27 protein-coding genes are annotated in these 23484 nt (G+C 73.0%); 16 read left to right on the forward strand and 11 right to left on the reverse strand.

The window, feature by feature from the left end; genetic code table 11:
* Positions 1-61: 61 nt before the first annotated feature.
* Complete coding sequence (locus tag AMK27_RS30945) at positions 62-1144, reverse strand: GNAT family N-acetyltransferase (RefSeq protein ID WP_073915655.1); 1083 nt, start codon at positions 1142-1144, stop codon at positions 62-64.
* Between the two features lie 124 nt (positions 1145-1268).
* Between AMK27_RS30945 and AMK27_RS30950 the strand changes: the two genes are divergently transcribed.
* The 3 genes from AMK27_RS30950 (at position 1269) to AMK27_RS30960 (ending at position 2958) form a co-directional block, all read left to right on the forward strand.
* Positions 1269-1964 (forward strand): phosphotransferase, encoded by a 696-nt coding sequence (locus tag AMK27_RS30950; protein WP_079188645.1) that lies wholly within the window; start codon positions 1269-1271, stop codon positions 1962-1964.
* 188 nt (positions 1965-2152) lie between these two features.
* Positions 2153-2509 carry a hypothetical protein gene (locus tag AMK27_RS30955; RefSeq protein ID WP_073915658.1) on the forward strand — a complete coding sequence of 119 codons (357 nt, stop codon included), beginning with the start codon at positions 2153-2155 and terminating at the stop codon, positions 2507-2509.
* 95 nt (positions 2510-2604) lie between these two features.
* A complete protein-coding gene (locus AMK27_RS30960) occupies positions 2605-2958 on the forward strand; it encodes a VOC family protein (protein WP_073915661.1) in 354 nt (117 codons plus the stop codon).
* A 49-nt stretch (positions 2959-3007) separates the two neighbouring features.
* On the opposite strand, the gene AMK27_RS43805 is transcribed toward AMK27_RS30960, so the two are convergent.
* The 5 genes from AMK27_RS43805 to hutU form a co-directional block, all read right to left on the reverse strand.
* The gene (locus AMK27_RS43805; protein ID WP_241847653.1) at positions 3008-3763 is read right to left on the reverse strand and encodes a hypothetical protein; all 756 of its coding nucleotides are present in this window, start codon (positions 3761-3763) and stop codon (positions 3008-3010) included.
* 69 nt (positions 3764-3832) lie between these two features.
* Complete coding sequence (gene hutI / locus AMK27_RS30970) at positions 3833-5047, reverse strand: imidazolonepropionase (RefSeq protein WP_073916535.1); 1215 nt, start codon at positions 5045-5047, stop codon at positions 3833-3835.
* Between the two features lie 59 nt (positions 5048-5106).
* Entirely contained in the window at positions 5107-6447 is a 1341-nt protein-coding gene (locus AMK27_RS30975) for a formimidoylglutamate deiminase (protein ID WP_073915664.1), read from the reverse strand.
* Positions 6438-7634 carry an allantoate amidohydrolase gene (locus tag AMK27_RS30980; RefSeq protein ID WP_107425722.1) on the reverse strand — a complete coding sequence of 399 codons (1197 nt, stop codon included), beginning with the start codon at positions 7632-7634 and terminating at the stop codon, positions 6438-6440. Before AMK27_RS30980 ends, AMK27_RS30975 begins: the two co-directional genes overlap by 10 nt.
* A gap of 17 nt (positions 7635-7651) precedes the next feature.
* Positions 7652-9334, reverse strand: a complete 1683-nt coding sequence (gene hutU / locus AMK27_RS30985) for a urocanate hydratase (RefSeq protein WP_073915670.1) — start codon at positions 9332-9334, stop codon at positions 7652-7654.
* A gap of 103 nt (positions 9335-9437) precedes the next feature.
* Between hutU and AMK27_RS30990 the strand changes: the two genes are divergently transcribed.
* The 6 genes from AMK27_RS30990 to AMK27_RS31015 all read left to right on the forward strand — a co-directional run bounded on the left by AMK27_RS30990 (position 9438) and on the right by AMK27_RS31015 (position 13602).
* The gene (locus AMK27_RS30990) at positions 9438-10832 is read left to right on the forward strand and encodes a diaminopimelate decarboxylase (protein WP_073915673.1); all 1395 of its coding nucleotides are present in this window, start codon (positions 9438-9440) and stop codon (positions 10830-10832) included.
* 32 nt (positions 10833-10864) lie between these two features.
* Positions 10865-11350: an SRPBCC family protein gene (locus AMK27_RS30995; protein WP_073915676.1), complete on the forward strand. Its 486-nt coding sequence runs from the start codon at positions 10865-10867 to the stop codon at positions 11348-11350.
* Between the two features lie 151 nt (positions 11351-11501).
* Positions 11502-11894 (forward strand): hypothetical protein, encoded by a 393-nt coding sequence (locus AMK27_RS31000; RefSeq protein ID WP_073915680.1) that lies wholly within the window; start codon positions 11502-11504, stop codon positions 11892-11894.
* Positions 11891-12685, forward strand: a complete 795-nt coding sequence (locus tag AMK27_RS31005; RefSeq protein WP_073915682.1) for a hypothetical protein — start codon at positions 11891-11893, stop codon at positions 12683-12685. The genes AMK27_RS31000 and AMK27_RS31005 overlap by 4 nt, the downstream gene beginning before the upstream one ends.
* Before the next feature lie 41 nt (positions 12686-12726).
* Complete coding sequence (locus AMK27_RS31010) at positions 12727-13119, forward strand: roadblock/LC7 domain-containing protein (RefSeq protein WP_030315243.1); 393 nt, start codon at positions 12727-12729, stop codon at positions 13117-13119.
* A 111-nt stretch (positions 13120-13230) separates the two neighbouring features.
* Positions 13231-13602: a hypothetical protein gene (locus tag AMK27_RS31015; RefSeq protein ID WP_073915689.1), complete on the forward strand. Its 372-nt coding sequence runs from the start codon at positions 13231-13233 to the stop codon at positions 13600-13602.
* Between the two features lie 22 nt (positions 13603-13624).
* Here AMK27_RS31015 and AMK27_RS31020 read toward each other — a convergent pair whose 3' ends face one another.
* Positions 13625-14470 carry a MurR/RpiR family transcriptional regulator gene (locus AMK27_RS31020; protein WP_073915693.1) on the reverse strand — a complete coding sequence of 282 codons (846 nt, stop codon included), beginning with the start codon at positions 14468-14470 and terminating at the stop codon, positions 13625-13627.
* A 359-nt stretch (positions 14471-14829) separates the two neighbouring features.
* A complete protein-coding gene (locus AMK27_RS31025; RefSeq protein WP_073915697.1) occupies positions 14830-16221 on the reverse strand; it encodes a cystathionine beta-synthase in 1392 nt (463 codons plus the stop codon).
* A gap of 118 nt (positions 16222-16339) precedes the next feature.
* On the opposite strand from AMK27_RS31025, the gene AMK27_RS31030 reads away from it, so the two are divergent.
* The 3 genes from AMK27_RS31030 (at position 16340) to AMK27_RS31040 (ending at position 19825) form a co-directional block, all read left to right on the forward strand.
* Entirely contained in the window at positions 16340-17350 is a 1011-nt protein-coding gene (locus tag AMK27_RS31030; RefSeq protein ID WP_073915701.1) for an SGNH/GDSL hydrolase family protein, read from the forward strand.
* 112 nt (positions 17351-17462) lie between these two features.
* Positions 17463-18683, forward strand: coding sequence for an acetyl-CoA C-acetyltransferase (locus AMK27_RS31035; protein ID WP_073915705.1), 1221 nt, complete (start codon positions 17463-17465; stop codon positions 18681-18683).
* Between the two features lie 299 nt (positions 18684-18982).
* On the forward strand, positions 18983-19825 hold the full coding sequence (locus tag AMK27_RS31040) for a hypothetical protein (protein ID WP_445194885.1): 843 nt from the start codon (positions 18983-18985) through the stop codon (positions 19823-19825).
* A gap of 105 nt (positions 19826-19930) precedes the next feature.
* Here the strand turns inward: AMK27_RS31040 and AMK27_RS31045 are convergent, their stop codons facing one another.
* Positions 19931-20260, reverse strand: coding sequence for a hypothetical protein (locus AMK27_RS31045; protein WP_073915712.1), 330 nt, complete (start codon positions 20258-20260; stop codon positions 19931-19933).
* Positions 20261-20378: 118 nt separating this feature from the next.
* On the opposite strand from AMK27_RS31045, the gene AMK27_RS31050 reads away from it, so the two are divergent.
* Complete coding sequence (locus AMK27_RS31050) at positions 20379-20609, forward strand: DUF4287 domain-containing protein (protein WP_030315254.1); 231 nt, start codon at positions 20379-20381, stop codon at positions 20607-20609.
* 121 nt (positions 20610-20730) lie between these two features.
* Here the strand turns inward: AMK27_RS31050 and AMK27_RS31055 are convergent, their stop codons facing one another.
* Positions 20731-21633, reverse strand: coding sequence for a Bax inhibitor-1/YccA family protein (locus tag AMK27_RS31055; RefSeq protein ID WP_073915716.1), 903 nt, complete (start codon positions 21631-21633; stop codon positions 20731-20733).
* A gap of 401 nt (positions 21634-22034) precedes the next feature.
* Positions 22035-22445 (reverse strand): hypothetical protein, encoded by a 411-nt coding sequence (locus AMK27_RS31060; protein WP_073915720.1) that lies wholly within the window; start codon positions 22443-22445, stop codon positions 22035-22037.
* 194 nt (positions 22446-22639) lie between these two features.
* Here AMK27_RS31060 and AMK27_RS31065 point away from each other — a divergent pair, with 194 nt between their 5' ends.
* The 3 genes from AMK27_RS31065 to AMK27_RS31075 all read left to right on the forward strand — a co-directional run bounded on the left by AMK27_RS31065 (position 22640) and on the right by AMK27_RS31075 (position 23407).
* Positions 22640-22861 (forward strand): helix-turn-helix transcriptional regulator, encoded by a 222-nt coding sequence (locus AMK27_RS31065; protein ID WP_073915724.1) that lies wholly within the window; start codon positions 22640-22642, stop codon positions 22859-22861.
* Positions 22858-23100 carry a hypothetical protein gene (locus AMK27_RS31070; protein ID WP_073915728.1) on the forward strand — a complete coding sequence of 81 codons (243 nt, stop codon included), beginning with the start codon at positions 22858-22860 and terminating at the stop codon, positions 23098-23100. Before AMK27_RS31065 ends, AMK27_RS31070 begins: the two co-directional genes overlap by 4 nt.
* A 76-nt stretch (positions 23101-23176) precedes the next feature.
* Positions 23177-23407: a hypothetical protein gene (locus AMK27_RS31075; protein WP_073915732.1), complete on the forward strand. Its 231-nt coding sequence runs from the start codon at positions 23177-23179 to the stop codon at positions 23405-23407.
* Positions 23408-23484 lie beyond the last annotated feature (77 nt).

Genomic DNA, 23484 nt, shown 5'->3' on the forward strand with positions numbered 1-23484 from the left:
TGTGAGTGGGGCTGGTGGGGCTGGTCCGGCCGCCGAAGCGGACGGCGGCGCCGTGATGGGGCTAACGGTGGCCCCGCAGACGGGCGAGACCGTTGAGGGCGGCGCGCCCGCGGGCCGCGAGGGCGGGCCGGGTGCGGACGAAGCGGTGCACGCGCAGCGGGGGCTCCCGGCGCAGCCAGTGCACCGCGCCCAGCAGCCCCGGCCGGACGACGGCGCCTTCGTGCACCGTCAACTCCCCCGTCTTCAGGGCGTCCTTGTACTCGGCGGCGCCACGGCCCAGGTCCAGCATCCCGATCCCGGCGGCGGCCGCGGCCTCGGCCATCCGCAGATGGAGGACGAGGCCCGGCGAGTACTTCGCGAACTCGGGGTCGTACGCCGGGAACCAGCAGGACAGCACGGTCCGGGACCGCAGCCCGAAGTGGGCGGCGACCGGGCGCTCCCCCGCGTACAGCACGGACAGGACACCGGAGCAGCCGGGCGTACGGAGCGTGTGGAGGCGGCGGACGAGCGCGCTGATCCACTCCTGGGCGAACCGGTCGCCGCGGCCCGTCCTGCGGTACTGGGCGGACTTCCACGCCATGAGCGTGCGCAGGGCCGCCGGATCGCGCTCGTCGAAGACGAAGCGCAGCTCTCCGTCCGCCTGCCGGCCGAGCTTGCGCTCCTTGGCGAGGGTGGTCCTGAGGAACTTGGGCGACTGGACGCGGAGCAGGGCCTCGTAGGCCGCGTACCCCTCGCCGACGTCGATCACGGGCGAGGCGAAGGACTCGGTGGCGGCGCCCTCGAAGACCGGCTGGCCGTCCTCCAGGTTGTCGAACCGCCAGACGGCGAGACCGCAGGCGCGCAGCAACACCCGTGCGCCCGGCCGCAGTCCGGAGCGCAGGACGGCCCCCTGGCTGTCGGAGACCCCGAAGCCGATGGCCCGGCCCCCGCCGAGGAGGCCCTTCTCGTACGGGAAGAAGCCGACCGGCTCGCCGTCCTCCCACCAGACGGCGACCCGCGCGCGCGGGCGGACCTCGGCGACCGCGCGGGTGAACTCCGGCTCCATGAAGGGGTTCGCGGGCCCGCCGGCCTTGGCGCGCAGCTCCCGCCACGCCTCGGTCTCGCGCTCGCTCAGCTCCCCCGGCCGCACGACGCGCACGTTCACAGCACTCACCTGCCGACCCCCCGGTCTACCCCCTGAGCACAACCAGGACAGGACGGTACCCGTCCGCGGTCACCCGTGGCAGGGATACTGGGCCTTTCCGTGACCAACCCGTGAAGGAGGGGACATGCCGGGGATCCGTGGTGATCAAGAGGCGCTCGGGGTGGACGAGTTGGAGATCATCGGGTGGGGCAGGACCGCGGACGTGTACGCGCTGCCGGGGGACGACCCGTGGGTGCTGCGGCGCAACCGGGACGGCGGCGGCACCGCCCGGGAGGCCGAGGTCATGGCGCGGCTGGCGCGCCAGGGCTACCCGGTCCCCGCGGTGCTGCGCGCCGAGGGGCCCGATCTGGTGATGGAGCGCCTCGCGGGGCCGTCGCTGCTGGACGCCCTGCTGGCCGGCGCGTACGAACCGGAACCGGCGGGCCTGCTGATCGCGGAACTCCTGGCGGGGCTGCACGCGCTGCCGGGGTCGTCTGTGTCGCACCTGGACCTGCACCCCGGGAACGTCCTCCTGACGGCGGGCCGGGGGCCCGTCGTCATCGACTGGGAGACGGCCGAGGAGGGGCACCCGCCGGGCCTCGACCACGCGATGTCGGCGCTGCTCCTCGCGGAGGTGGCGGTCTCACCGGCCCCGTACGCCCCGGGGGCCCGGGCCGGCCTGGCCGCGCTCCTGTCGGCCGCGAAGGCCCCGGTCCTGCCGCACGTCGGCGAGGCACGGGCCCGCCGCGCGGTGAACCCGTGCCTCACGGGCGAGGAGGCGGCCGCGGTGGGCGCGGCGGCGGACCTGGTGACGGAGCTGGCGGCGCCCCGGGAGGCGTGAGCGGCACGGTCCTCCTCCCGGGCCGCCGAAACCCGGTGGCCCGACGCCCGGCCCCGTCGGTAGCGTCGGGGCACCGCAGACCGCGCCCCGCGGCTGTGCCCTGCGCGCCTGTGCCTCATGCGCGTCCGCGCGCCCGTGCGCCCGTGCGCCCGTGCGCCCGTGCGCCCCGCGAGAGAGAAGTGAGTTCCGTGACCGCCGCCCACCGCCCGACGACGACTCTGTGGCGCCCCACCGGCCCGACCGAGCTGGACCTCGTGCGGGAGCTGGAGTGGCGGGCCTGGCCGCCGCGGCTGCCGGAGCAGCCGATCTTCTACCCGGTCCTCGACGAGGAGTACGCGGTGATGATCGCGCGCGACTGGAACGTCAAGCACTCCGGCGCCGGTTTCGTCACGCGCTTCGAGGTCGACACGGAGTTCCTGCGCAGGTACCCGGTCCGGCAGGCGGGCGGCCGGACGATTCTGGAGCTGTGGGTGCCGGCCGAGGAGCTCGACGCGTTCAACGCGCACATCGTGGGCCGCATCGAGCTGGTTCACACCTTCCGCTGAGCGTCGGCTCGCTAGGGTGCGTCCATGGGAGCACTGACGACCGTCGAACCCGGGAACGAGTCCTGCGCGCCGCGCCCGCCGGAAGGGGGCCGTCGATGACGGTCCGCCGCGCGGTCCCCAACCTCAGGACCGCCGCCCCCGGGGAGAACCGCGACTTCTACACGCTGCTCGGGTTCGAGGCGGTGATGGACCACGGCTGGATCGCCACCCTCGCCTCCCCGTCGGCCCCCACGGCCCAGATCAGTCTGATGACCCACGACCTGACCGCCCCGGTCACCCCGGACCTGAGCGTGGAGGTCGACGACGTGGACGCGGCGTACGCGGCGGTCCGCGCGTCCGGCGCCGAGATCGTCCACCCCCTGACCGACGAGCCCTGGGGCGTGCGCCGGTTCTTCACCCGCGACCCGGACGGCCGGGTGGTCAACGTCCTGAGTCACCGGTCCTCCTGAGTCACCGGTCGTCCTGAGTCACCGGTCCCAGGTCCTGGCCTGGCCGGCCTCAGCCGCGCCGCTTCACGTCCGTGCAGTACACCGCCGGGTGGACGCCGTACGGGTCGAAGGTCGTGCGGGTCCCGTCGTAGGTGCCGTCGAGGCACAGCTCGCCGCCTCGGAGGTCCAGGGTGAACTCGACCTTTCCGTCGGCTTCCACGGGGCCGTGGAGTCGGTAGGGGAGGTTGTAGCCGATCTCGCCGAGGGCCTTCTCGACATGGGCCGCGGTCGGGTCGCCCGATCCGTCCAGGGCCTTCGCGATCCGGCTGCCATGGCGGAGGGCGGCGCACTTCTCGACCTCGCCCAACTCGACCTCCTGGCGCACGCGGTCGAAGTTCCAGGCGGTGTCGGCGGGCCCGGGCAGGTCCTCGACGGGAACGGGGACCTCAGAGACGGCGGGCCGGGGCCGCGGGGCGCCGGGCTCGTCCGGCCCCGGCACCGGCCGCTGCGGCGGGAGGCTCGACGGCACGGTGGGGAGGTCCTCGGCGTCCTCCTCGCACGGCGCGGCGACCTCGGTCACGAGAGCCATGAACGCGACCGCGGCCTGCTGGTCCTCGAGGGTGAGGGCGGGGTCGTCCATGGGGTCGGGTCTCGCCTCCGTGGGGGTGGGCGTGGCGGTCGGCCGCGCGGCCATGGCCGCTCCCGCCGTCACCTGGCCCCCCGCTCCCTCCGTGCCGCAGGCCGTGAGCGCGAGGGCGCACAGCGCAGCCGCGAGCGCGCCGCCGACTCGCTTGTTCCGCCGGGTGGTCGAGTTCGTCGAAGTCATGCCGGCAGTCTGTGCGCGGCGGGCCGGGCCGCACCTGAGTAGGGCTACTCAACCGCCGCGCCCGCGTGCTCAGACCACGCGTACGCCCGCCCGCCAGACCTCCGTCACCAGCGGGACGCCCGGGCGGTACGCCAGGTGCACGTGGGAGGGGGCGTCGAGGAACACGAGGTCCGCGCGCGCTCCGGGCGCCAGCCGGCCGACGTCCGTGCGGCGCAGGGCCGCCGCGCCGCCCGCCGTGGCCGACCAGACCGCCTCGTCCGGGGTCATGCCCATGTCCCGTACGGCGAGCGCGACGCAGAAGGGGACCGAGGACGTGAAGGACGAGCCCGGGTTGCAGTCCGTGGACAGGGCGACCGTCACGCCCGCGTCCAGGAGGCGGCGCGCGTTCGGCCACTGCGCGCGGGTGGAGAACTCCGCGCCCGGGAGGAGGGTCGCGACCGTCGAGCCGCTCGCCAGCGCGTCCACGTCGGCGTCCGTGAGGTGGGTGCAGTGGTCCGCGCTCGCCGCGTCCAGCTCCACCGCGAGCTGGACGCCGGGGCCGTACGTGAGCTGGTTGGCGTGCACCCGGGGGTGCAGGCCCTTCGCCTTGCCCGCGGTCAGGATCGCCCGCGCCTGGTCGCCGTCGAAGGCGCCCTTCTCGCAGAAGACGTCCACCCAGCGGGCGTACGGGGCGCACGCGTCGAGCATCTCGCCCGTCACGAGGTCCACGTACGCGGCCGGGTCGTCGGCGTAGTCGGGGGAGACGATGTGCGCGCCGAGGTACGTGACCTCGTCGGTGTGCTCGGCCGCGATGCGCAGAGCACGGGCCTCGTCCTCGACCGTGAGGCCGTAGCCCGACTTGGTCTCGAAGGTCGTCGTGCCCTGGCGGAGGGCCTCGCGGAGGTAGCGGGCGACGTTCGCCGAGAGCTCGGCGTCGGTGGCCGCGCGGGTCGCCGCGACGGTGGTGCGGATGCCGCCGGCCTTGTAGGGCTGGCCGGACATGCGGGCGTTGAACTCGGCGGTGCGGTCGCCCGCGAAGACCAGGTGCGAGTGGGAGTCCACGAAGCCGGGGACGACCGCGCGGCCGCCGGCGTCGACCCGGTTGTCAGTGGCCGGTGCTTTGCTGGATTCACCGACCCAGACGACGCGGTCGCCGTCGATGACGACGGCCGCGTCCTGGATCAGCCCCAGGGCACTGCCATCACCGAGGGAGGGATCGTTCGTGACGAGGCTGGCGATGTTGACGACGGCGGTGGCGGTCGCCGCCACGGCGCTGTTCGCGCTCGTGGGGGCGGAGCTCGCCATCGGGTTGTTCGTCGCCGCGGGGCCCGTGTTCATGGTGGGGGGTGTCTCCTTCAGGCGCTTCAGCCGCGCAGTGCGGCGATCGAGTCCGCGAGGGCACGGGGGACGTCCTGCACGGTCTGGTGGACACCGTCCCGTACGACGTGGCGTCCGCCCACGACCGTGTGCCGGACGTCCGCTGCCGACGCTGCGAATACCGCCGTCTCGGCTGCCAGACGCGGCACCGGTCCCGCTGTCCTGACCGAGTCGAGCGCGAGCGTCGTGAAGTCGGCGAGCCCGCCGGCCTCCAGGGTTCCGGCGTCCTTCCAGCCGAGGGCCGCGTGGCCGTCCGCCGTGGCCGCGCGCAGGAGGGCGGCCGCCGTCCAGTGGCCGCGGGTGCGGGTGCGGAGGCGTTCGTTCAGCTCCATCGCGCGCGCCTCCTCCAGGAGGTCGATCACCGCGTGGCTGTCGCTGCCCAGGGACAGCGGGGAGCCGGCCCGCTGGAGGGCGACGGCCGGGCCGATGCCGTCGGCGAGGTCCCGTTCCGTCGTGGGGCACATGCAGGTGCCGGTGGACGTCGAGCCGATCAGGGCGATGTCGGCGTCGGTCATGTGGGTGTTGTGGACGCCGGTGGTCCGGGCGCCGAGCACGCCGTGGTCGGCCAGGAGCTGGGTGGGCGTGCGGCCGTGGGCGGCGAGGCAGGCGTCGTTCTCGGCGGTCTGCTCCGAGAGGTGGACGTGGAGCGGGGCCTGCCGGTCCTGGGCCCAGCGGGCCACCGTGGACAGCTGGTCCGCGGGGACCGCGCGCACGGAGTGGATCGCGGCCCCGATCCGTACGCCGTCGCGTTCCTTGAGGCCGCCGACCCGCTCGGCCCAGGCGTCCGCTGTGCCGTCGGAGAAGCGGAGCTGGTGCCGGTCGGGGGCGGCGCCGAAGCCGGCGGAGAGGTAGGCCGTGTCGAGGAGGGTGATGCGGATGCCCGCCTCGCCCGCGGCGGCGATCAGGGCCTCGCCCATGGCGTTGGGGTCGGCGTACGGGGTGCCGCCGGGCGCGTGGTGGAGGTAGTGGAACTCTCCGACGGCCGTGATGCCCGCCAGCGCCATCTCCGCGTACACGGCGCGGGCGAGGGCGAAGTAGCTGTCGGGGGTGAGGCGCTGGGCGACGTTGTACATGACCTCGCGCCAGGTCCAGAACGTGCCGGAGCCGACCTGGACCGTGCCGCGCAGGGCGCGGTGGAAGGCGTGCGAGTGGGCGTTGGCGAGGCCGGGGAGCGTGAGGCCGCGGAGGGCGACGGCGCCCGGGGGCGGGGCGTCCACCCCCGTGCGGACGGCCGTGATCCGGCCGTCGGCGTCCACGTCCAGGGCCACGCCCGGCTCGACGTTGGTGTCGAGCCAGGCGTGTTCCAGCCAGTACGTCGTCAGCGGCACGCCAGCTCCTCCAGTACGTCGGCGAGTGCGAGGACCCCGGCCACGCAGTCGTCCTCGGCCGCGAACTCGGCCGGGGAGTGCGAGACGCCGGTGGGGTTCCGTACGAACAGCATGGCGGTCGGAATCGATTCGGAGAGGATTCCGGCGTCGTGTCCGGCGCCGGTGCCGAGGACCGGGACCTTGCCCGACCCGCCGAGGATCCGGGACAGCTCGTCGCGCAGGGCGTGCGAGAAGTCCACGACCGGGGTGAAGGACTCCCGGACGACGGTGAGGTCGATGCCGTGCTTCCCGGCGTAGTCGCGGGCCGCCGTCTCGACGCCCGCCACGACCGTGTCGAGCGCGTCCTGGTCGGCGGCGCGGGCGTCGAGCCAGCCGCGGACCAGGGACGGGATGGCGTTGACGCCGTTGGGCTCGACGGCGATCTTGCCGAAGGTGGCGACGGCGCCCGCGAGCTCCGCCTCGCGGCGGGCGGCGAGAACCGTCTCCGCGTAGGTGAGCATCGGGTCCCTGCGGTCGACCAGCCGGGTGGTGCCCGCGTGGTTGGCCTCGCCGGCGAAGTCGTACCGCCAGCGGCCGTGCGGCCAGATGGAGGAGGCGATGCCGACGGAGTCCCCGGACAGGTCGAGGGCGCGGCCCTGCTCGACGTGGAGTTCGACGAACGCGCCGACGCGGGCGAGCCGTTCGGGGTCGGGGCCGATGGTGGAGGGGTCGTACCCGGCCGCCTCCATGGCCTGCGGGAGGCTGGTCCCGGAGGCGTCGCGGAGCTCGTACGCCTGCTCCTTCGTCAGCCGACCGGCGGTGAGGCGGGAGCCGACGCAGGCCAGGCCGAAGCGGGCGCCCTCCTCGTCGCCGAAGTTGGTGATGGCGAGCGGGCGCTTGAACGAGACGCCGCGGGAGCGGAGTTCGTCGAGGGCGGCGAAGGCGGACACGACGCCCAGGGGGCCGTCGAACGCGCCGCCGTCCGGGACGGAGTCCAGGTGGGAGCCGGTGACGACGGCGTTCCCCGCGGTGGGGTCGCCGAGCCAGGCCCACTGGTTGCCGTTGCGGTCGGTCTCGACGTCCATGCGGCGGGCCTCGGCCTGCATGCGGAACCAGAGCCGGCAGTCGGCGTCGGCCTCGGTCCAGGCGTAGCGCCGGTAGCCACCGGAGGCGGCGCTGCGGCCGATGGGCCGCAGCGACCGCCACATGGCGTCGAAGCTCGCGCTCACGCGGAGTCACCCTCGGCGTCCTGGTCGCCCTCGCGCATCGGGACGCGGACGCCCTTCTCGTCGGCGACCCGCTCCGCGATGTCGTAGCCCGCGTCGACGTGGCGGATGACGCCCATGCCGGGGTCGTTCGTCAGGACGCGGCGGATCTTCTCGCCCGCGAGCTTCGTGCCGTCGGCCACCGAGACCTGGCCGGCGTGGATGGAGCGGCCCATGCCGACGCCGCCGCCGTGGTGGATCGAGACCCAGGAGGCGCCGGAGGCGACGTTCACCATGGCGTTGAGGAGCGGCCAGTCGGCGATGGCGTCGGAGCCGTCGAGCATGGCCTCGGTCTCGCGGTACGGGGAGGCCACCGAGCCGCAGTCGAGGTGGTCGCGGCCGATCGCGAGGGGCGCGGCGAGGGTGCCGTTGCCGACCATGTCGTTGAACATGTCGCCGGCCTTGTCGCGCTCGCCCTGGCCGAGCCAGCAGATGCGGGCGGGCAGGCCCTGGAAGTGGACGCGCTCGCCGGCCATCTTGATCCAGCGGTGCAGGGACTCGTTCTCCGGGAAGAGGTCGAGGATCGCCTTGTCCGTCTTGTGGATGTCGGAGGCCTCGCCGGACAGGGCGGCCCAGCGGAACGGGCCCTTGCCCTCGCAGAACAGCGGGCGGATGTAGGCCGGGACGAAGCCGGGGAAGGCGAACGCGCGGTCGTAGCCGGCCAGCTGGGCCTCGCCGCGGATCGAGTTGCCGTAGTCGAAGACCTCGGCGCCGGCGTCCATGAAGCCGACCATGGCCTCGACGTGGCGGGCCATCGACTCGCGGGCGCGCACCGTGAACCCGGCCGGGTCCTTGGCGGCGGCGTCGGCCATGTCGTCGAAGGCCACGCCGACCGGGAGGTAGGACAGCGGGTCGTGGGCGGAGGTCTGGTCCGTCACGATGTCGATCGGGGCGCCCTCGGCGAGCATCTGCGGGAGCAGCTCGGCGGCGTTGCCGAGGAGGCCGATGGAGAGCGGGCGGCGGGCGTCGCGGGCCTCCGTGGCCAGCTGGAGCGCGTGGGCGAGGTTGTCGGCCTTCACGTCCAGGTAGCGGTGCTCGATGCGGCGCTCGATGGCGCGCGGGTCGACGTCGATACAGATCGCGACGCCGTCGTTCATCGTCACGGCGAGGGGCTGGGCGCCGCCCATGCCGCCGAGGCCGGCGGTGAGGGTGATCGTGCCGGCCAGGGTGCCGCCGAACTTCTTCGCGGCGACGGCGGCGAAGGTCTCGTACGTGCCCTGGAGGATGCCCTGGGTGCCGATGTAGATCCAGGACCCGGCGGTCATCTGGCCGTACATGGTGAGGCCGAGCTGCTCCAGGCGCCGGAACTCCTCCCAGTTGGCCCAGTCGCCGACCAGGTTGGAGTTGGCGATGAGGACGCGCGGGGCCCACTCGTGGGTCTGCATGACGCCGACGGGGCGGCCGGACTGGACGAGCATCGTCTCGTCCTGCTTCAGCGTCCGGAGCGTGCGGACCATGGCGTCGAAGGAGCGCCAGTCGCGGGCGGCCTTGCCGGTGCCGCCGTAGACGACGAGCTTGTCGGGGTGCTCGGCGACCTCGGGGTCGAGGTTGTTCTGGAGCATCCGGAGGGCGGCTTCCTGCTGCCATCCCAGGGCGCTCAGTTCCGTACCGCGCGGGGCCCGTACGGGGCGGGGTCCTGACATGGCGGTGCCTCCTCGAATGTCGTTCAGATATTCACATCCTGGCGTCTTGAATAGTTGTAGTCAACAGCTGCGGGGCGGCACGTCCCGGTGATGGGATGGATCCATGGCCTCCTCCCGCCGCGATCTCGCCGTCCGCGCCGCCGTCGACCAAGGACTCCTCTCCGCCGCCGAACCGGTCGTCGCCCTCCTCGACACCGCCGGCATCCGCGCCTCCGCCGCCGCCCTGACCAGCGCGTTCGCCGCCGTCACCGACGCGCCCGTCCTGCACGCCTTCGCCGTCAAGGCCTGCCCGCTCGTCCCGGTGCTGCGCCTCCTGCGCGAGGCCGGACTCGGTGTCGAGGTCGCGAGCCCCGGCGAGCTGGCCCTCGCGCGCGCCGCCGGGGTCCCGCCCGCCGACACGGTGCTCGACTCCCCCGCCAAGACCCCCGCCGAGCTGCGCCAGGCCCTCGCGCTCGGCATCGCCGTCAACGCCGACAACCTCCAGGAGCTGGCCAGGCTCGACGCGCTCGTCGCCTCCGCACCCACCGCCTCACCGCTCGGCATCCGGGTGAACCCGCAGGTCGGAGCCGGTTCCATCGGTGCCCTCTCGACCGCGACCGCCACCTCCAAGTTCGGCGTGGCGCTCCGCGACGAGGGCGCCCGCAAGGCCGTCGTCCAGGCCTGCCTGGAGCGCCCCTGGCTGACCCGGCTGCACACCCACACCGGCTCCCAGGGCGTCCCGCTCGCCCTGATGGCCGAAGGCGTCGGCGAGGCGTACGCGCTGGCCGAGGACATCAACCACGCGGCCGGCCGTCAGCAGATCGACACCCTCGACATCGGGGGCGGCCTGCCGGTCGACTTCCACTCCGACGAGGAGACGCCGACGTACGCGGAGTACGCCCGGCTGCTCGCCGACACCGTCCCCGGGCTCTTCGACGGCCGCTACGGCCTGGTGACCGAGTTCGGCCGCTCACTGCTCGCCAAGCACGGCACGGTCCTCGCCCGGGTGGAGTACACGAAGACCTCCGGCGGCCGCCCCATCGCCGTCACCCACGCGGGCGTGCAGCTGGCCACCCGGACGGTCTACGCCCCCGACGCCTGGCCGCTGCGCGTCCTCGCCTACGACTCCGAGGGCCGGCCCCGCACCGGGGAGGTCACCGTCCAGGACGTGGCGGGCCCCGCCTGCTTCGCCGGGGACCTGCTCGCCACCGGCCGGGCGCTGCCGCTGCTGCACCAGGGCGACGTGGTCGCCGTGCCGGACACCGGCGCGTACTACTTCGCCCACCACTACGCGTACAACAGCCTGCCCCGGCCGGGCATCCACGGCTTCACGGTGACCGGGGGCGGCGCCGGGAGCGGGAACGGCGGCGCGGGCGGCGACGCGGGCGGCGCCGGGAGCGGGAGCGACGACGCGGGCGGCGCCGGGGTGGTCGCCTTCACGACCGTGCGGAAGCCCCAGACGCTCGCGGAGATCGTCGCCGAGTCGGGCGGGGCGCTCGCCGACGCCCTCGTCGGGTAGCGCGGGCCGTGCGTCGCGGTTTCGATGAAGCCATGACTGGAACGGGAACCGGCGCGAACACCACGACCGTCGTCGTCGAGCGGCGGGTCGACGCCTCCCCCGGGCGGGTCTGGGAGTCGATCACCGACCTCCCGGACATGCCCCGCGTCCTCTCGGGCGTCGAACGGGTCGAGGTGCTCACCGAGGGCGGCTTCGCCGTGGGCACCCGCTGGCGCGAGACCCGGCGGATGCTCGGCAAGGAGGCCACCGAGGAGATGCTGGTGACGGAGTGCGAGCCGCCCGACCGGTACGTCACGGTCGCCGACTCGCACGGCATGCACTACGTCTCCGAGATCACCCTCACGCCCGACGGGACCGGGGCGACCACCCTGCGGATGACCTTCTCCGCCCGCCCCTCCCGCGGCCGCCGACAGGGCTTCCTGGGGCGGCTGATGGCCCGCTTCGGCGCGAAGGCGGTCGCCAAGGCGCTCACGAAGGACCTGTCCGAGATCGCGAACGCGGTGGAATCGAAGACCTGACGGTCGACCTGACACACATCCGGACCCCATTGTCGCCGAGTCCTGGCATGTTCCGATGGAAAATGCCAGAACACCTCCCTGAGGCCGCTGCGTTCAGTAACGTCACCGTCACTGCCGCACGTCCGCACGCTGCATCGGGAGGGGAATCCGCGTGCCCGGAATCGACGAGTGCCTTCTGGAGGCCATGGCCCTGCCGGGCGCTCGCGGAGCCTCCCTGGTCGACTGGACCAGCGGGCTCGCCCTCGGGACGGCGGGCGAGTCACCGGTCGGCGACCATGAGACGACCGCCGCCGAGACCGCCGAACTCGCCCGCGCCGCCGCCGAGTTCGACTCGTTCGCAGCCGCGGGCGAGGACCCCGGCGACGAACCGCCCGTCGAGGACCTGATCGTCACCACCCGCGCCGGCTTCCACGTCCTGCGCTTCGTCGAGACGACCTTCGACAGCAGCGTCTTCCTCCACCTCTGGCTCGACCGCGACGCCGGCAACCTCGCCCTCGCGCGAATACGCCTCCGCGACCTCGCCGAGCGGCTGGTCCTGGGATGAGCGCGCCCGGAGCGACCGCCGTCGCCACCCCCGTCTCCCCGATGCTGGTCCGGCTGGCCGCGGAGAAGGCCACCGGCGCCCTGCTCCGCGACCACGGCACGCTCTACCTCGTCGACGGCCGCGTCGTGCACGCCGAGAGCCCCGCCGCCCCCGGCGTCGACGTCCTCCTCACCACCGGCGGACGGCTGCCCCGCGAGGGTTGGGACGAGGCCGTCGACCGGGCCGGCGCCCACCGCGCCGTGGGCCGCTTCCTCGTCGACAGCGGCCGGCTCCACGACGGCGAGCTGGAGATCTGCCACCTCGGCGCCGTCTTCGACGCGGCCTTCTTCGCCCTCTCCCCCACCAGCGGCCCGACCCGCTTCCGGTACGGGGTCGGGCACTGGTTCGGAACGGTGCGGCCGGTGTCCGCCGAGGCCGTGGAGCGCGAGACGGTGCGCCGCCGCGAACTGCTCGACGCCGTCTGGCCGTACGCCGCCGTGGACACCTCCCCGGTCGTGCCGCGCCGCGCCGCCCCCGGCCAGACCGTGGGGGCGCGCCAGCGGGCCCTGCTCGCCGCCGCCGACGGGCGGCTGACCCCGGCCGAACTGGCCCTGGCGCTCGGCCGCCCCGCCTTCCACACCCTCCTCGACATCCGGCGGCTCGCGGCCGCCGGCCTCGTCGAGACGCCGCTCGACCCCGCCCCCGCACCACCGCCACCGCCCTTGCCCGTCCTCTTACCGGCCCTGCCGGTGGCCGATCCCGACATCGCCCTGCTGCGCCGGCTCCGTGACGCCCTGGAGGCACACCTGTGATGAGGCGTGCCCTGCGCCTGCGCGCCGAAAGGAAACAGCTCATGACGGCAGAAGCCGAGGTACTCGGCGAGCTCAGACGGCTGCGGGCCCGGCTGCCCCAGCTGACCGGAGCGCTCGCGGCCAGTGCCGACGGGCTCGTCCTGGCCCACGACACCGTGGACGGCGAGGCGGAGAGCGTGGCCGCGCTGACCGCGGCGGCGCTCGGCGTCGGCCAGCGGCTGACCGACAGCACCGGCCAGGGCCGGTTCCGGGAGCTGCTGGTGCGCGGCGAGAACGGCTACGTGGCGACGTACGCGGCGGGCGGCTCGGCCGTCCTGACGCTGCTCGCCGAGCCCCGGATCAACGTCGGACGGCTCCACCTGGAGGCCCGCAGATCCAGCGTCCGCATCGGCGAACTCGTCGACGGCGCGCTGGAGCGCAGAGACCTGAACTGACGCACCGCACCACGCACGACAGGCACCACGCAACGCGCACCACGGACCACGAACACCGCTGAGAAGACACGTACACGAGAAGCACGTACACGAGAAGGAAGTGCGACACCCATGGCGAACACCGAGACCTCACTCAAGGAAGCGGCCTCCATCGAAGGCGCCATCGGCGCGGCCCTCGTCGACTACACGAGCGGCATGGCACTCGGCACGATCGGCGGCGGCAAGGAGCTCGACCTCAACATGGCGGCGGCCGGCAACACCGACGTCGTCCGGGCCAAGGTCCGGACGATGGAGATGCTCGGCCTCGGCGAGGAGATCGAGGACATCCTGATCACCCTCGGCCGGCAGTACCACATGATCCGGCTGCTCAAGGGGCAGGGCAAGAGCGGCCTGTTCCTGTACCTCGCGCTCGACAAGGAGCGGGCGAACCTGGCGATGGCCCGCCACCAGCTGAAGAAGATCGAGGCCGAGCTGGACGTCTGACCCGGCTTCGCGGGCGCGGGGCCTATTCGACGAACAGGCCCCGCGCGGCCGCCTTCGTGTCGAACTCCTCCAGGCGCGCCTGCGCGTCCGGGAGCTCGTCGGCCATGGCCTCCAGGAGGACCCGGCCGAGCATCATCGGCGCACAGGCGGTGTCGAAGGCGAGCCCGGTGCCGACGGCGGCCGGGATGAGCAGGTCGCTGTGGGCGGCGACGGGCGCGAACGCCGACTCGGCGACGGTCACGACCGCGAGCCCGGCCGCCCGCGCGTACTCCAGGGCCTCGACGACCTCCCGCGGGTGCCGGGGCAGCGCGAAGCACAGCAGGGCCGTGGCACCGGCGCGTACGGCGGCGTCGACGCGGTCCGTGAGCATGGAGCCGGCCTCGTCCAGGAGCCGGACGTCCGGGTGCACCTTGGCGGCGAAGTAGGCGAAGCCGCGCGCCTGCGAGGAGGCGGCCCGCAGACCGAGCACCGGCAGCGGGCGGGAGCGGGCGAGCAGCCGGCCGGCCCGCTCGACGGGCGCCGGGTCGGCGAGGAGTCCTGCGAGGTGCCTGAGGTTCTCGATCTCGGCGAGGACGGCCTGCTGGTACTCGTTGAGCGCCTCGCCCTCCTTCTCGGCCGCGTCGGGCTCGGGGGGTGCGACCTCGCGCAGATGGCGGCGGAGCGCCGGGTACCCGTCGAATCCGAGGGCGACGGCGAAGCGGGTGACGGAGGGCTGGCTGACCCCGGCGAGCTCGGCGAGCTCGACGCTGGACAGGAAGGGCACGTCACCGGCGCGCCGCACCATGCAGTGCGCGATCCGCCGCTGCGTCGGCGTCAGCCGGTGCCCCTCGAAGAGCGCCTGCAGCCGACCGGCCGGGCTGTCGCTCATGCCGCCGCCCCCTCTCTCTCGCCCATTCACCCGCCAAGGGCTCTGCATAAGGATATGCAGAGGGGTGCTCAGGAGAGAAGCGCGAAGGAGAAGCCGCTGGGAGAAGTCGGCGCGGGGACCGCCGCACCCCCGAAACGGGGGGCGGGACGACGGCGGTCCCCGCGAGGACACGGGCCCGGGTCAGGGCCGGCCTCCGCGTCCGCGGCGTCGTCAGGAGTCCGGGAGCCGCTCCGGAAGTCCGTGACGCCGACAACCACCAATGTGCCGGACGCGTGTTAAGCGGGTGCTGCGCGTACGTGTCGCGCTCGTACCGATTGCGCGAACGCGCCCGCAGCACCCGCGGGCCCCGGCCCCGGGAACTACTTCGCGCCGCCGTTGGCCAGGAAGGCCAGCAGGTCCTGGCGGCTGACGACGCCGGTCGGCTTGCCCTCGACCAGGACGATCGCCGCGTCGGCGGCCTCGCCGAGGACGGACATCAGGTCGGCGACCGGCTCGCCGGAGCCGACCTGCGGCAGCGGCGCGCTCATGTGGCGCTCCAGCGGGTCCTCCAGGGAGGCGCTCTGCTTGAACAGCGCGTCGAGCAGCTCGCGCTCGACGACCGAGCCGACGACCTCGGCGGCCATCACGTCGGGGTGGCCGGCGCCGGGCTTCACGATGGGCATCTGGGAGACGCCGTACTCGCGGAGCACCTCGATGGCCTGGCCGACGGTCTCGTCCGGGTGCATGTGGACGAGGGAGGGCATGGTGCCGCCCTCCTTGTGGCGCAGGACGTCGGCGACGGTGGCCGTGGAGGTGTCCTCCAGGAAGCCGTAGTCGGCCATCCACTCGTCGCTGAAGATCTTCGACATGTAGCCGCGGCCGGAGTCCGGCAGCAGGACGACGACGACGTCGTCCGGGCCGAGCTCCTTGGCGACCTCGAGCGCGGCCACGACGGCCATGCCGCAGGAACCGCCGACGAGGAGGCCCTCCTCCTTGGCGAGGCGGCGGGTCATCTGGAACGAGTCCTTGTCGGACACGGCGACGATCCGGTCCGTGACGTTCCGGTCGTACGCGGTCGGCCAGAAGTCCTCGCCGACGCCCTCGACCAGGTAGGGGCGGCCCGAGCCGCCCGAGTAGACCGAGCCCTCCGGGTCGGCGCCGATGACCTGCACGGAGCCGCCGCTGGCCTCCTTGAGGTAGTTGCCGGTGCCGGAGATCGTGCCGCCGGTGCCGACGCCCGCGACGAAGTGGGTGATCTTCCCCTCCGTCTGCTCCCAGAGCTCGGGACCGGTGGTCTCGTAGTGGGAGCGCGGGTTGTTCGGGTTGGAGTACTGGTCGGGCTTCCAGGCACCGGGCGTCTCACGGACCAGGCGGTCCGAGACGTTGTAGTACGAGTCGGGGTGCTCCGGGTCGACCGCGGTGGGGCAGACGACGACCTCGGCGCCGTACGCCCGCAGTACGTTGATCTTGTCGAGGGACACCTTGTCGGGGCAGACGAAGATGCACTTGTAGCCCTTCGTCTGCGCCACGATCGCCAGGCCGACGCCGGTGTTGCCGGACGTGGGCTCGACGATGGTTCCGCCGGGCTTGAGCTCGCCGCTCTGCTCGGCGGCCTCGATCATCCGCAGGGCGATCCGGTCCTTGACCGAGCCTCCGGGGTTGAAGTACTCGACCTTGGCCAGAACGGTCGCCTGAATGCCCGCTGTGACGCTGTTGAGCTTCACCAGCGGGGTGTTGCCGACGAGGCTGATCATCGAGTCGTGGAATTGCACCGTAATCTCCGGGGTCTCCGTAATGGTGTGGCCAGCGTATGCGTAGTCGGAGCGGGTTACGGGGCAGTTAGACCCTGAACGGCTTGAAGGAGGTGACGGCCCCATGTCGAGGGCGAGGGTGGCGCGGCGGATCGCGGCGGGTGCGGCGTACGGCGGCGGGAGCATCGGACTGCTGGGTGTGGCGGCGGTGGGCGTCCTGCTGGCCGAGATGCAGATCGCGAAGCGGACGGTGGGCGGCGGAGCGGCCCCCCTGCCACCGGGGGCGGACGGCCTCTACGGCCGCGCGTTCGGCACGGACGACCCCCTGCGACTGGCCCTTCTGGGTGATTCCACGGCGGCGGGGCAGGGGGTGCGCCGCTCCGGCCAGACGCCGGGCGCGCTGCTCGCCTCGGGGCTCGCGGCGGTGGCGGAGCGGCCGGTGGTGCTGCGGAACGTGGCGCTCTCCGGCGCCCGCTCGGACGACCTGGAGCGCCAGGTGTCGCTGCTGCTGGCCCAGCCGCTCGGGCCGCCGGACGTCTGCGTGATCATGATCGGCGCCAACGACGTGACGCACCGGATGTCGCCGACGGAGTCGGTACGGCTCCTGGCGTCGGCGGTCCGGCGGCTGCGGACGGCCGGCGCGGAGGTGGTCGTCGGGACCTGCCCGGACCTCGGGACGATCGAGCCGGTCTACCAGCCGCTGCGCTGGCTGGCCCGACGCGCCTCCCGGCAGCTGGCGGCGGCGCAGACGATCGTGGTGGTCGAGCAGGGCGGCCGGACGGTGTCGCTGGGCGACCTGCTCGGGCCCGAGTTCGCGGCGAACCCGCGCGAGATGTTCGGCGTGGACAACTTCCACCCCTCCGCGGAGGGGTACGCGACGGCGGCGATGGCCGTGCTGCCGACGATGTGCGCGGTCCTGGGGGTGTGGCCGGAGACGGACCGCCTCGAACCGGCGCGGCGGGAGAACATGCTGCCGGTCGCGAAGGCGGCGGCGGAGGCGGCGAAGGAGGCGGGCACGGAGGTCACGGGAGCCCGCGCGCCCTGGGCCCTGCTGAAGCACCGCCGCAGGCGGCGCCTGCCGGTCGCGGCGGAGGCGTCGCCCGAGGCGCGCGGGGAGGGGGCCGCGGAGACACCCGCCCCCACCAACTGAGCGCTCGCTTAGAAAAGAGGTCCGCATCACATGCCCAGCCCGGTGACCCCATGCGGTACGTACGGGTAACTTCCCTTTCAGTCCGCCCACTCCGCACCCTCATGGAGCCGTGATGCCCGAAGCCGTGATCGTCTCGACCGCCCGCTCGCCCATCGGCCGGGCCTTCAAGGGCTCCCTCAAGGACCTGCGGCCGGACGACCTCACCGCGACCATCGTCAAGGCCGCCCTGGCCAAGGTGCCGGAACTCGACCCGCGCGACATCGACGACCTGATGCTGGGCTGCGGCCTGCCCGGCGGCGAGCAGGGCAACAACCTGGGCCGCATCGTGGCCGTGCAGATGGGCATGGACCACCTGCCGGGCTGCACGATCACCCGCTACTGCTCCTCCTCGCTGCAGACCTCCCGCATGGCGCTGCACGCGATCAAGGCCGGCGAGGGCGACGTCTTCATCTCGGCCGGTGTCGAGATGGTGTCCCGCTTCGTGAAGGGCAACTCGGACTCCCTGCCCGACACGCACAACCCCTTCTTCGCCGAGGCCGAGGCCCGTACCGCAGAGGTCGCCGCCTCCGAGGGCTCCACGTGGCACGACCCGCGCGAGGACGGCGTCATCCCGGACGCGTACATCGCCATGGGCCAGACCGCGGAGAACCTGGCCCGCCTCAAGGGCATCAGCCGCCAGGAGATGGACGAGTTCGGCGTCCGCTCGCAGAACCTCGCCGAGCAGGCCATCAAGAACGGCTTCTGGGAGCGCGAGATCACCCCGGTGACGCTCCCGGACGGCACCGTGGTCTCCGCGGACGACGGCCCGCGCGCCGGCGTCACCCTGGAGGGCGTCCAGGGCCTCAAGCCGGTCTTCCGCCCCGACGGCCTGGTCACCGCCGCCAACTGCTGCCCGCTGAACGACGGCGCCGCCGCGCTCGTCATCATGTCGGACACGAAGGCCCGCGAGCTCGGCCTGACCCCGCTCGCCCGCATCGTCTCCACCGGCGTCTCCGGCCTCTCCCCCGAGATCATGGGCCTCGGCCCGGTCGAGGCGTCGAAGCAGGCCCTCAAGCGTGCCGGTCTGACCATCGGCGACATCGACCTGGCCGAGATCAACGAGGCCTTCGCGGCCCAGGTCATCCCGTCCTACCAGGACCTGGGCCTGGACCTGGACAAGGTGAACGTCAACGGTGGCGCCATCGCCGTCGGCCACCCCTTCGGCATGACCGGCGCCCGGATCACCGGCACGCTGATCAACAGCCTCCAGTTCCACGACAAGCAGTTCGGCCTGGAGACCATGTGCGTCGGCGGCGGCCAGGGCATGGCCATGGTGATCGAGCGCCTGTCGTAGGACCGGACCCCCGGGGCCGGGCGCCTGCCGCGGGATGGGGAGTGCGCCGGGGCGCGTCTCCCCTTACCGAGGACTCCAACCGCTCCGCGTCCGAGCCGTGACCGAATCTCCCCCAGGATGTGACCTACGTCCCGGGGGAGTTCGTTTTCCCAGGTCAGAGCGGTTTCGGGACTAAACACCTGGCAGAAATACCTGTCCAATTCGTGACGTAATGCACTGACAGCGAGCCCCACCCCAGGACAAGCTGATGTAGGAAGTCGGGGGATCGACTCGGAATCGGGAGTACGTCAGTGAGCGCCATGCCTCTTGCCCTGCTGCTGACCACGGCCGCTGCCACGGCCGTGGGCGCTGCCGCCCTGCACGCCGTCCACGGTCTCCGCAAGCAGGTCACGGCCCTGCGGAGCGAACTGGCCGCCGGGCACGGCGTCACCGTTCCCGCGGCCCGTGCCACGCCCGCCGCCGAGATACGGGCCGCGGTCGCGGAGGCGCTGGCCGAGGAGCGCGAGCGCGAGCTCGCCGAGGCGCGGGCCTTCTGGGCCGCGCAGGAGGCCCGGGACGCGGCCGACGCCCCGTCCCTGCTGGGCGGCCTCGGCGGCCCGGTCGACGACGGCACGTTCTTCGTCCCGCGCCAGGCCGACTTCGTGGGCCTGGAGGCGATGGCCCTGGAGGCCATGGAGGCGGAGGCCGCCGCGCTCGACGGCCCCGACGCCCTGGACGCGCTCGACGCGATCGACGCCTTCGAGGAGTACCCGGAGGACTCGGCCGAGCTGGCCGCGGCCCGCCGCCGGCACCCCTCGCACCCGGACTTCGTGCCGGTGCAGACCCCCGTGGTCACCGACCACGAGCGGACGGTGGCCCGCCTCGAGGAGCTGGCCGACACCGCCACCGCCCTGACCGACGTGCGTCCGGGCCCGCTGGGCACGCTCGACGTGTACGTCTTCGCGGACGGCACGACGCTCTGTATGACCCCGGGGCACCGGGAGACCGCGGAGCGCCTCGCGGAGGCCCTGCGCTCCGGCCGCACGCCGGTGCTGCTCGGCGGCTCGGGCGTCTCCGGCGCCTTCGCCCTCACCTTCTCGTACGGCGAGGCGGACGACGAGAACGTCTACATCCTGGCGGACCGCGTCATCGCGTCCCTTTGATTTCGCGCCCCTCGCGGCGCTCTGAACGCACGGGGCGGGTTCCACCGCCCGACCGGCACCGCGCCCCCGTACCGGGCGCGCCCCGGCCCGAGCGCTCCGCCGGCGCTACAGCCCCGAGCGCTCCGCCGCCCCACGGACCATTTCCACGGCCTCTGCCAGTTCCCCCTCGCGGGAGTCGGCCGGGGCCGTTCGCAGGATCTCGGCCAGATCGTTCCCGGCGACGACCAGCTGGTCGGCCACGGTGAAGACCCCCGCGTCCGGCATCTGCCTCGGCTCCGCCTCCGGATCCTCGGCGCGCTGGGCGCGCACCGCGAGCTCGCGGGCGAGGGCAAGTCCCTCGGCCGCCGCACCGCGCTGGAGGCGGCTCTGCGGGGCCGCCCGCAGCCGGTCGGCGAGGCGTTCGACGGCGGCGGTCAGTTCACTCGTATCGCGCACCCCGCGACCCTACGCGCCGCCCCGGGCCTCTTGCCAACGGGCGAACACTTGGGCACGGTGACGTGAAGAAGTGCCAGGAGTACGAGGAGCACACGGTACGACGCGTCCGGAGGCGCCGATGTCCCACACATTCTCCGAAGAGACCCACCGCAACATGCTGGCCCGCATCCCGGGCCGTACCGGTCGTGAGATCGCCGACTGGATGCGCACCGTCGAGGAGGGGCCCTCCCTCCTCCGATTCGAGGAGCGGGTCAGCTGGCTCCGCGGAGCGCACGAGCTGGCGTACGGCCACGCGAAGGCGATCCTGCACGAGTACGACCTGCGGCGGGCCGCCCGGAGACTGCTCTGAGGTCCGAGCACCACCTCGTCCGACGGGGAGGGTCCGCGCACCGCCCCCGTCCCGACCGGGAACGCGGAAGGGCCCGCCCGGCACGAAGCCGGACGGGCCCTTCCCCCCGAGTCGGGACGCGTCAGTCGTCGCCCTGCAGGATCGACAGCAGACGCAGCATCTCCAGGTAGATCCACACCAGGGTCATGGTGAGGCCGAAGGCGGCCAGCCAGGCCTCCTCGCGCGGGGCACCGTAGGTGATGCCGTCCTCGACCTGCTTGAAGTCGAGGGCGAGGAAGCAGGCACCCAGGATGATGCCGATGACACCGAAGAGGATGCCGAGGCCACCGCTGCGGAAGCCGAGGCCGTCACCGCCGGCGAACACGGCGAACAGCAGGTTGGTCACCATGAGGAGCATGAAGCCCATCGCGGCGGCCATCACGAAGCCGTAGAAGCGCCGGTTGACCCGGATCCAGCCCATCTTGTAGGCGACCAGCACGCCGGCGAAGACCGCCATCGTGCCGAGGACCGCCTGGATGACCACGCCGTCGGCGATGTACGTCGAGACGGCGGCCGAGATGACACCGAGGAAGACGCCCTCGAAGGCCGCGTAGCCCAGGATGAGCGCCGGCGACGGCTTGCGCTTGAAGGACTGCACGAGCGACAGCACCAGGGCGACCAGGGCGGCGCCGATGGCGATGCCGTAGGACTTGCCCAGGTTGGCGGAGTCGACCGGCAGGAGCAGCCAGGACAGGACGGCGGTGAGCACGACCGTACCGAGCGTCATGGCCGTGCGGCTCACGACGTCGTCGATCGTCATCACGTTGCCGCGGGCCTGCTGCGGGGCGCCGAGCTGCGTGTCCTGCGGGGCGTACGGGTTGGTGGCGTACGGGTTCGTCGCGCCCTCGGCGTACGGGTTGCCGGCGGCGTACGGGTTGGTCCCGACGGCGGGGCCCCCGGCCTGCGGCTGCTGGCCGTTGAAGCCCGCGGTGCCGTTGTCGCGGCTGAACCCCCGTCGCGAGAAGACCGGGTTGCTGCTCCTCATCTCACTCCTCCATGGCGTGCCGCATGCGCGCGGCCTCGCGTCAAGAGTAATGCGTAGGCAAAAGAAACTCTCTAGTGCTCGGGGAGGATCTTTTCCCGTACGTTTTCGATCTTCGAGCGGGTCGTCGCGGGGTGCGAGGGGGGCCACTCGGTGAGTGAGGGGCTCCGCCGGGCCACAGGCGTGACACCTGGGGCCCGGGTGGTGCCCGGAACCGGACTCGAACCTGTTCCGAGAACCTATCTGACCTGCGGCGATGCGCTGACCTCTACGTTCTAACCCGTCCTCGCCCGTTCGCACCCGTCCGGGCCCGTCTGGACTCTCCTCCGTGTTCCCGCGGGAACACGGAGGAGAACACCGCAGGTCGGGCACCACAAGCGGCCGCAAGGGCCAGATAGGGACGGTCAGGCTGTGCGTCGAGCTTCGGGCGGGATGCGATCGCCCAACCGGCGGAGGACTTCGGCCTGAACGCGCACGGGCAGGCCGTCCAGGATCGTGAGAATCGCGGCTGCCTGAGGGTCGAGCGGCTCCTCGGCCGGCACCGACGCCGGTGACGGCGGGGCAGTCTCAACGGTCGGCTCACCGCCGGCGGCCGCTGCCGCCACACTTCCCGCGGCCCAGCCGAGAGCGCGCTCCAGCTTCCGATACGTGACGGAACTGACGCGCACCCCCCTGCGGATCTTGGCCAGGGTCTCAATGGAAAAGCCACCGCGCTCCGCGACCTCGGTGAACTGCAGCGCATGCTCGGCAATGAAGCGCTCCACCGTGCCGCCGAGTGTTGCGAGCTCCTTGGCTCCGTACCCAGCCTCCGTCATGCGGCCAAGCTACAGCCAGACTCCAAAGTCCTCCAATGGCGTCCCGGCCACGTGGCCGGATTTCACGACACCACCGCGACTGGTTGACGCGATTCCGCAACCTGGTGCCACGTTGGACCCCAGATTCGCCAACCTTGGACAAGGTCGCAACGATATGAGCTTGACCAACTCCAACGTTGGAGTATGTTGGAGTCATGTTGAGCCTCCAGGTTGACGGCCGAAAGGTCCGCCGCCTCCGCGAGAAGCGTGGCAAGTCCGTTGTCGCTATCGCGGAGGCCGCGGGCTGCACGAAGTGGGCGATCTACAACGTGGAACGCGGGCGGAACCAGCCCTCGGCCCGGCTGTACGCCGCCCTCAAGAGCGAGCTGCGAGCGACGGACAGGGACCTCTCGATGAAGAAGAGGACCGGCCGATGAGCTTCCCCCGGAACTACAGGGTCCCCGAGGCGGCCGAGCTCCTCGGCTGCGCGGAGCGGTACCTCACAGACAACCTGGCTCGGCTGCCCCACCAGAAGATCGGCGCCGCCGTCGTCTTCGACGATGCGGACCTGACCGAGATCAAGGAACTGCACCGGCGTCGGCCTCGCGCCGCCGCCGCCGACGCAGCGCCCCGGTCCCTCGCGCAGATCCGCCCCAAGGGCGCGCGCGCTTCCTGATCCACCGGGGTCGTCCGAGGCCGGGCCATGGCCTCGGCGCCCCGTCTTCGGCACCTCAACCACGAATCGAGGAACCGTGGCACACCGTACCCAACTCCCGCCCGAGACCGAACCCTCCCGCCTCGTCCAGGCCGCCGACGGCTCGCGCTGGCTCACCGCCGGCCGGAACGCCGCCGGTGAGCAGCTCTACGTCCCGGAGGCCGTCGACGTCGACACGTGCCCGATGTGGGTGCGTGCGGAGGAGACCGGGCTCGTCGAGGCCACCGGCGGCCCGCTCACGGCCGTGGACGAGGAGGCCGCCGCGTGATCGCCGCCGCCGCAGCCCTCGTCTGGGTCCTCGGCGTCCTCGCCGTCCGGGCCGCCCTCACCGCCGATGTCCGCCGC

It is taken from the genome of Streptomyces sp. CB02009 (assembly GCF_001905825.1).
Taxonomy (GTDB): Bacteria; Actinomycetota; Actinomycetes; order Streptomycetales; family Streptomycetaceae; genus Streptomyces.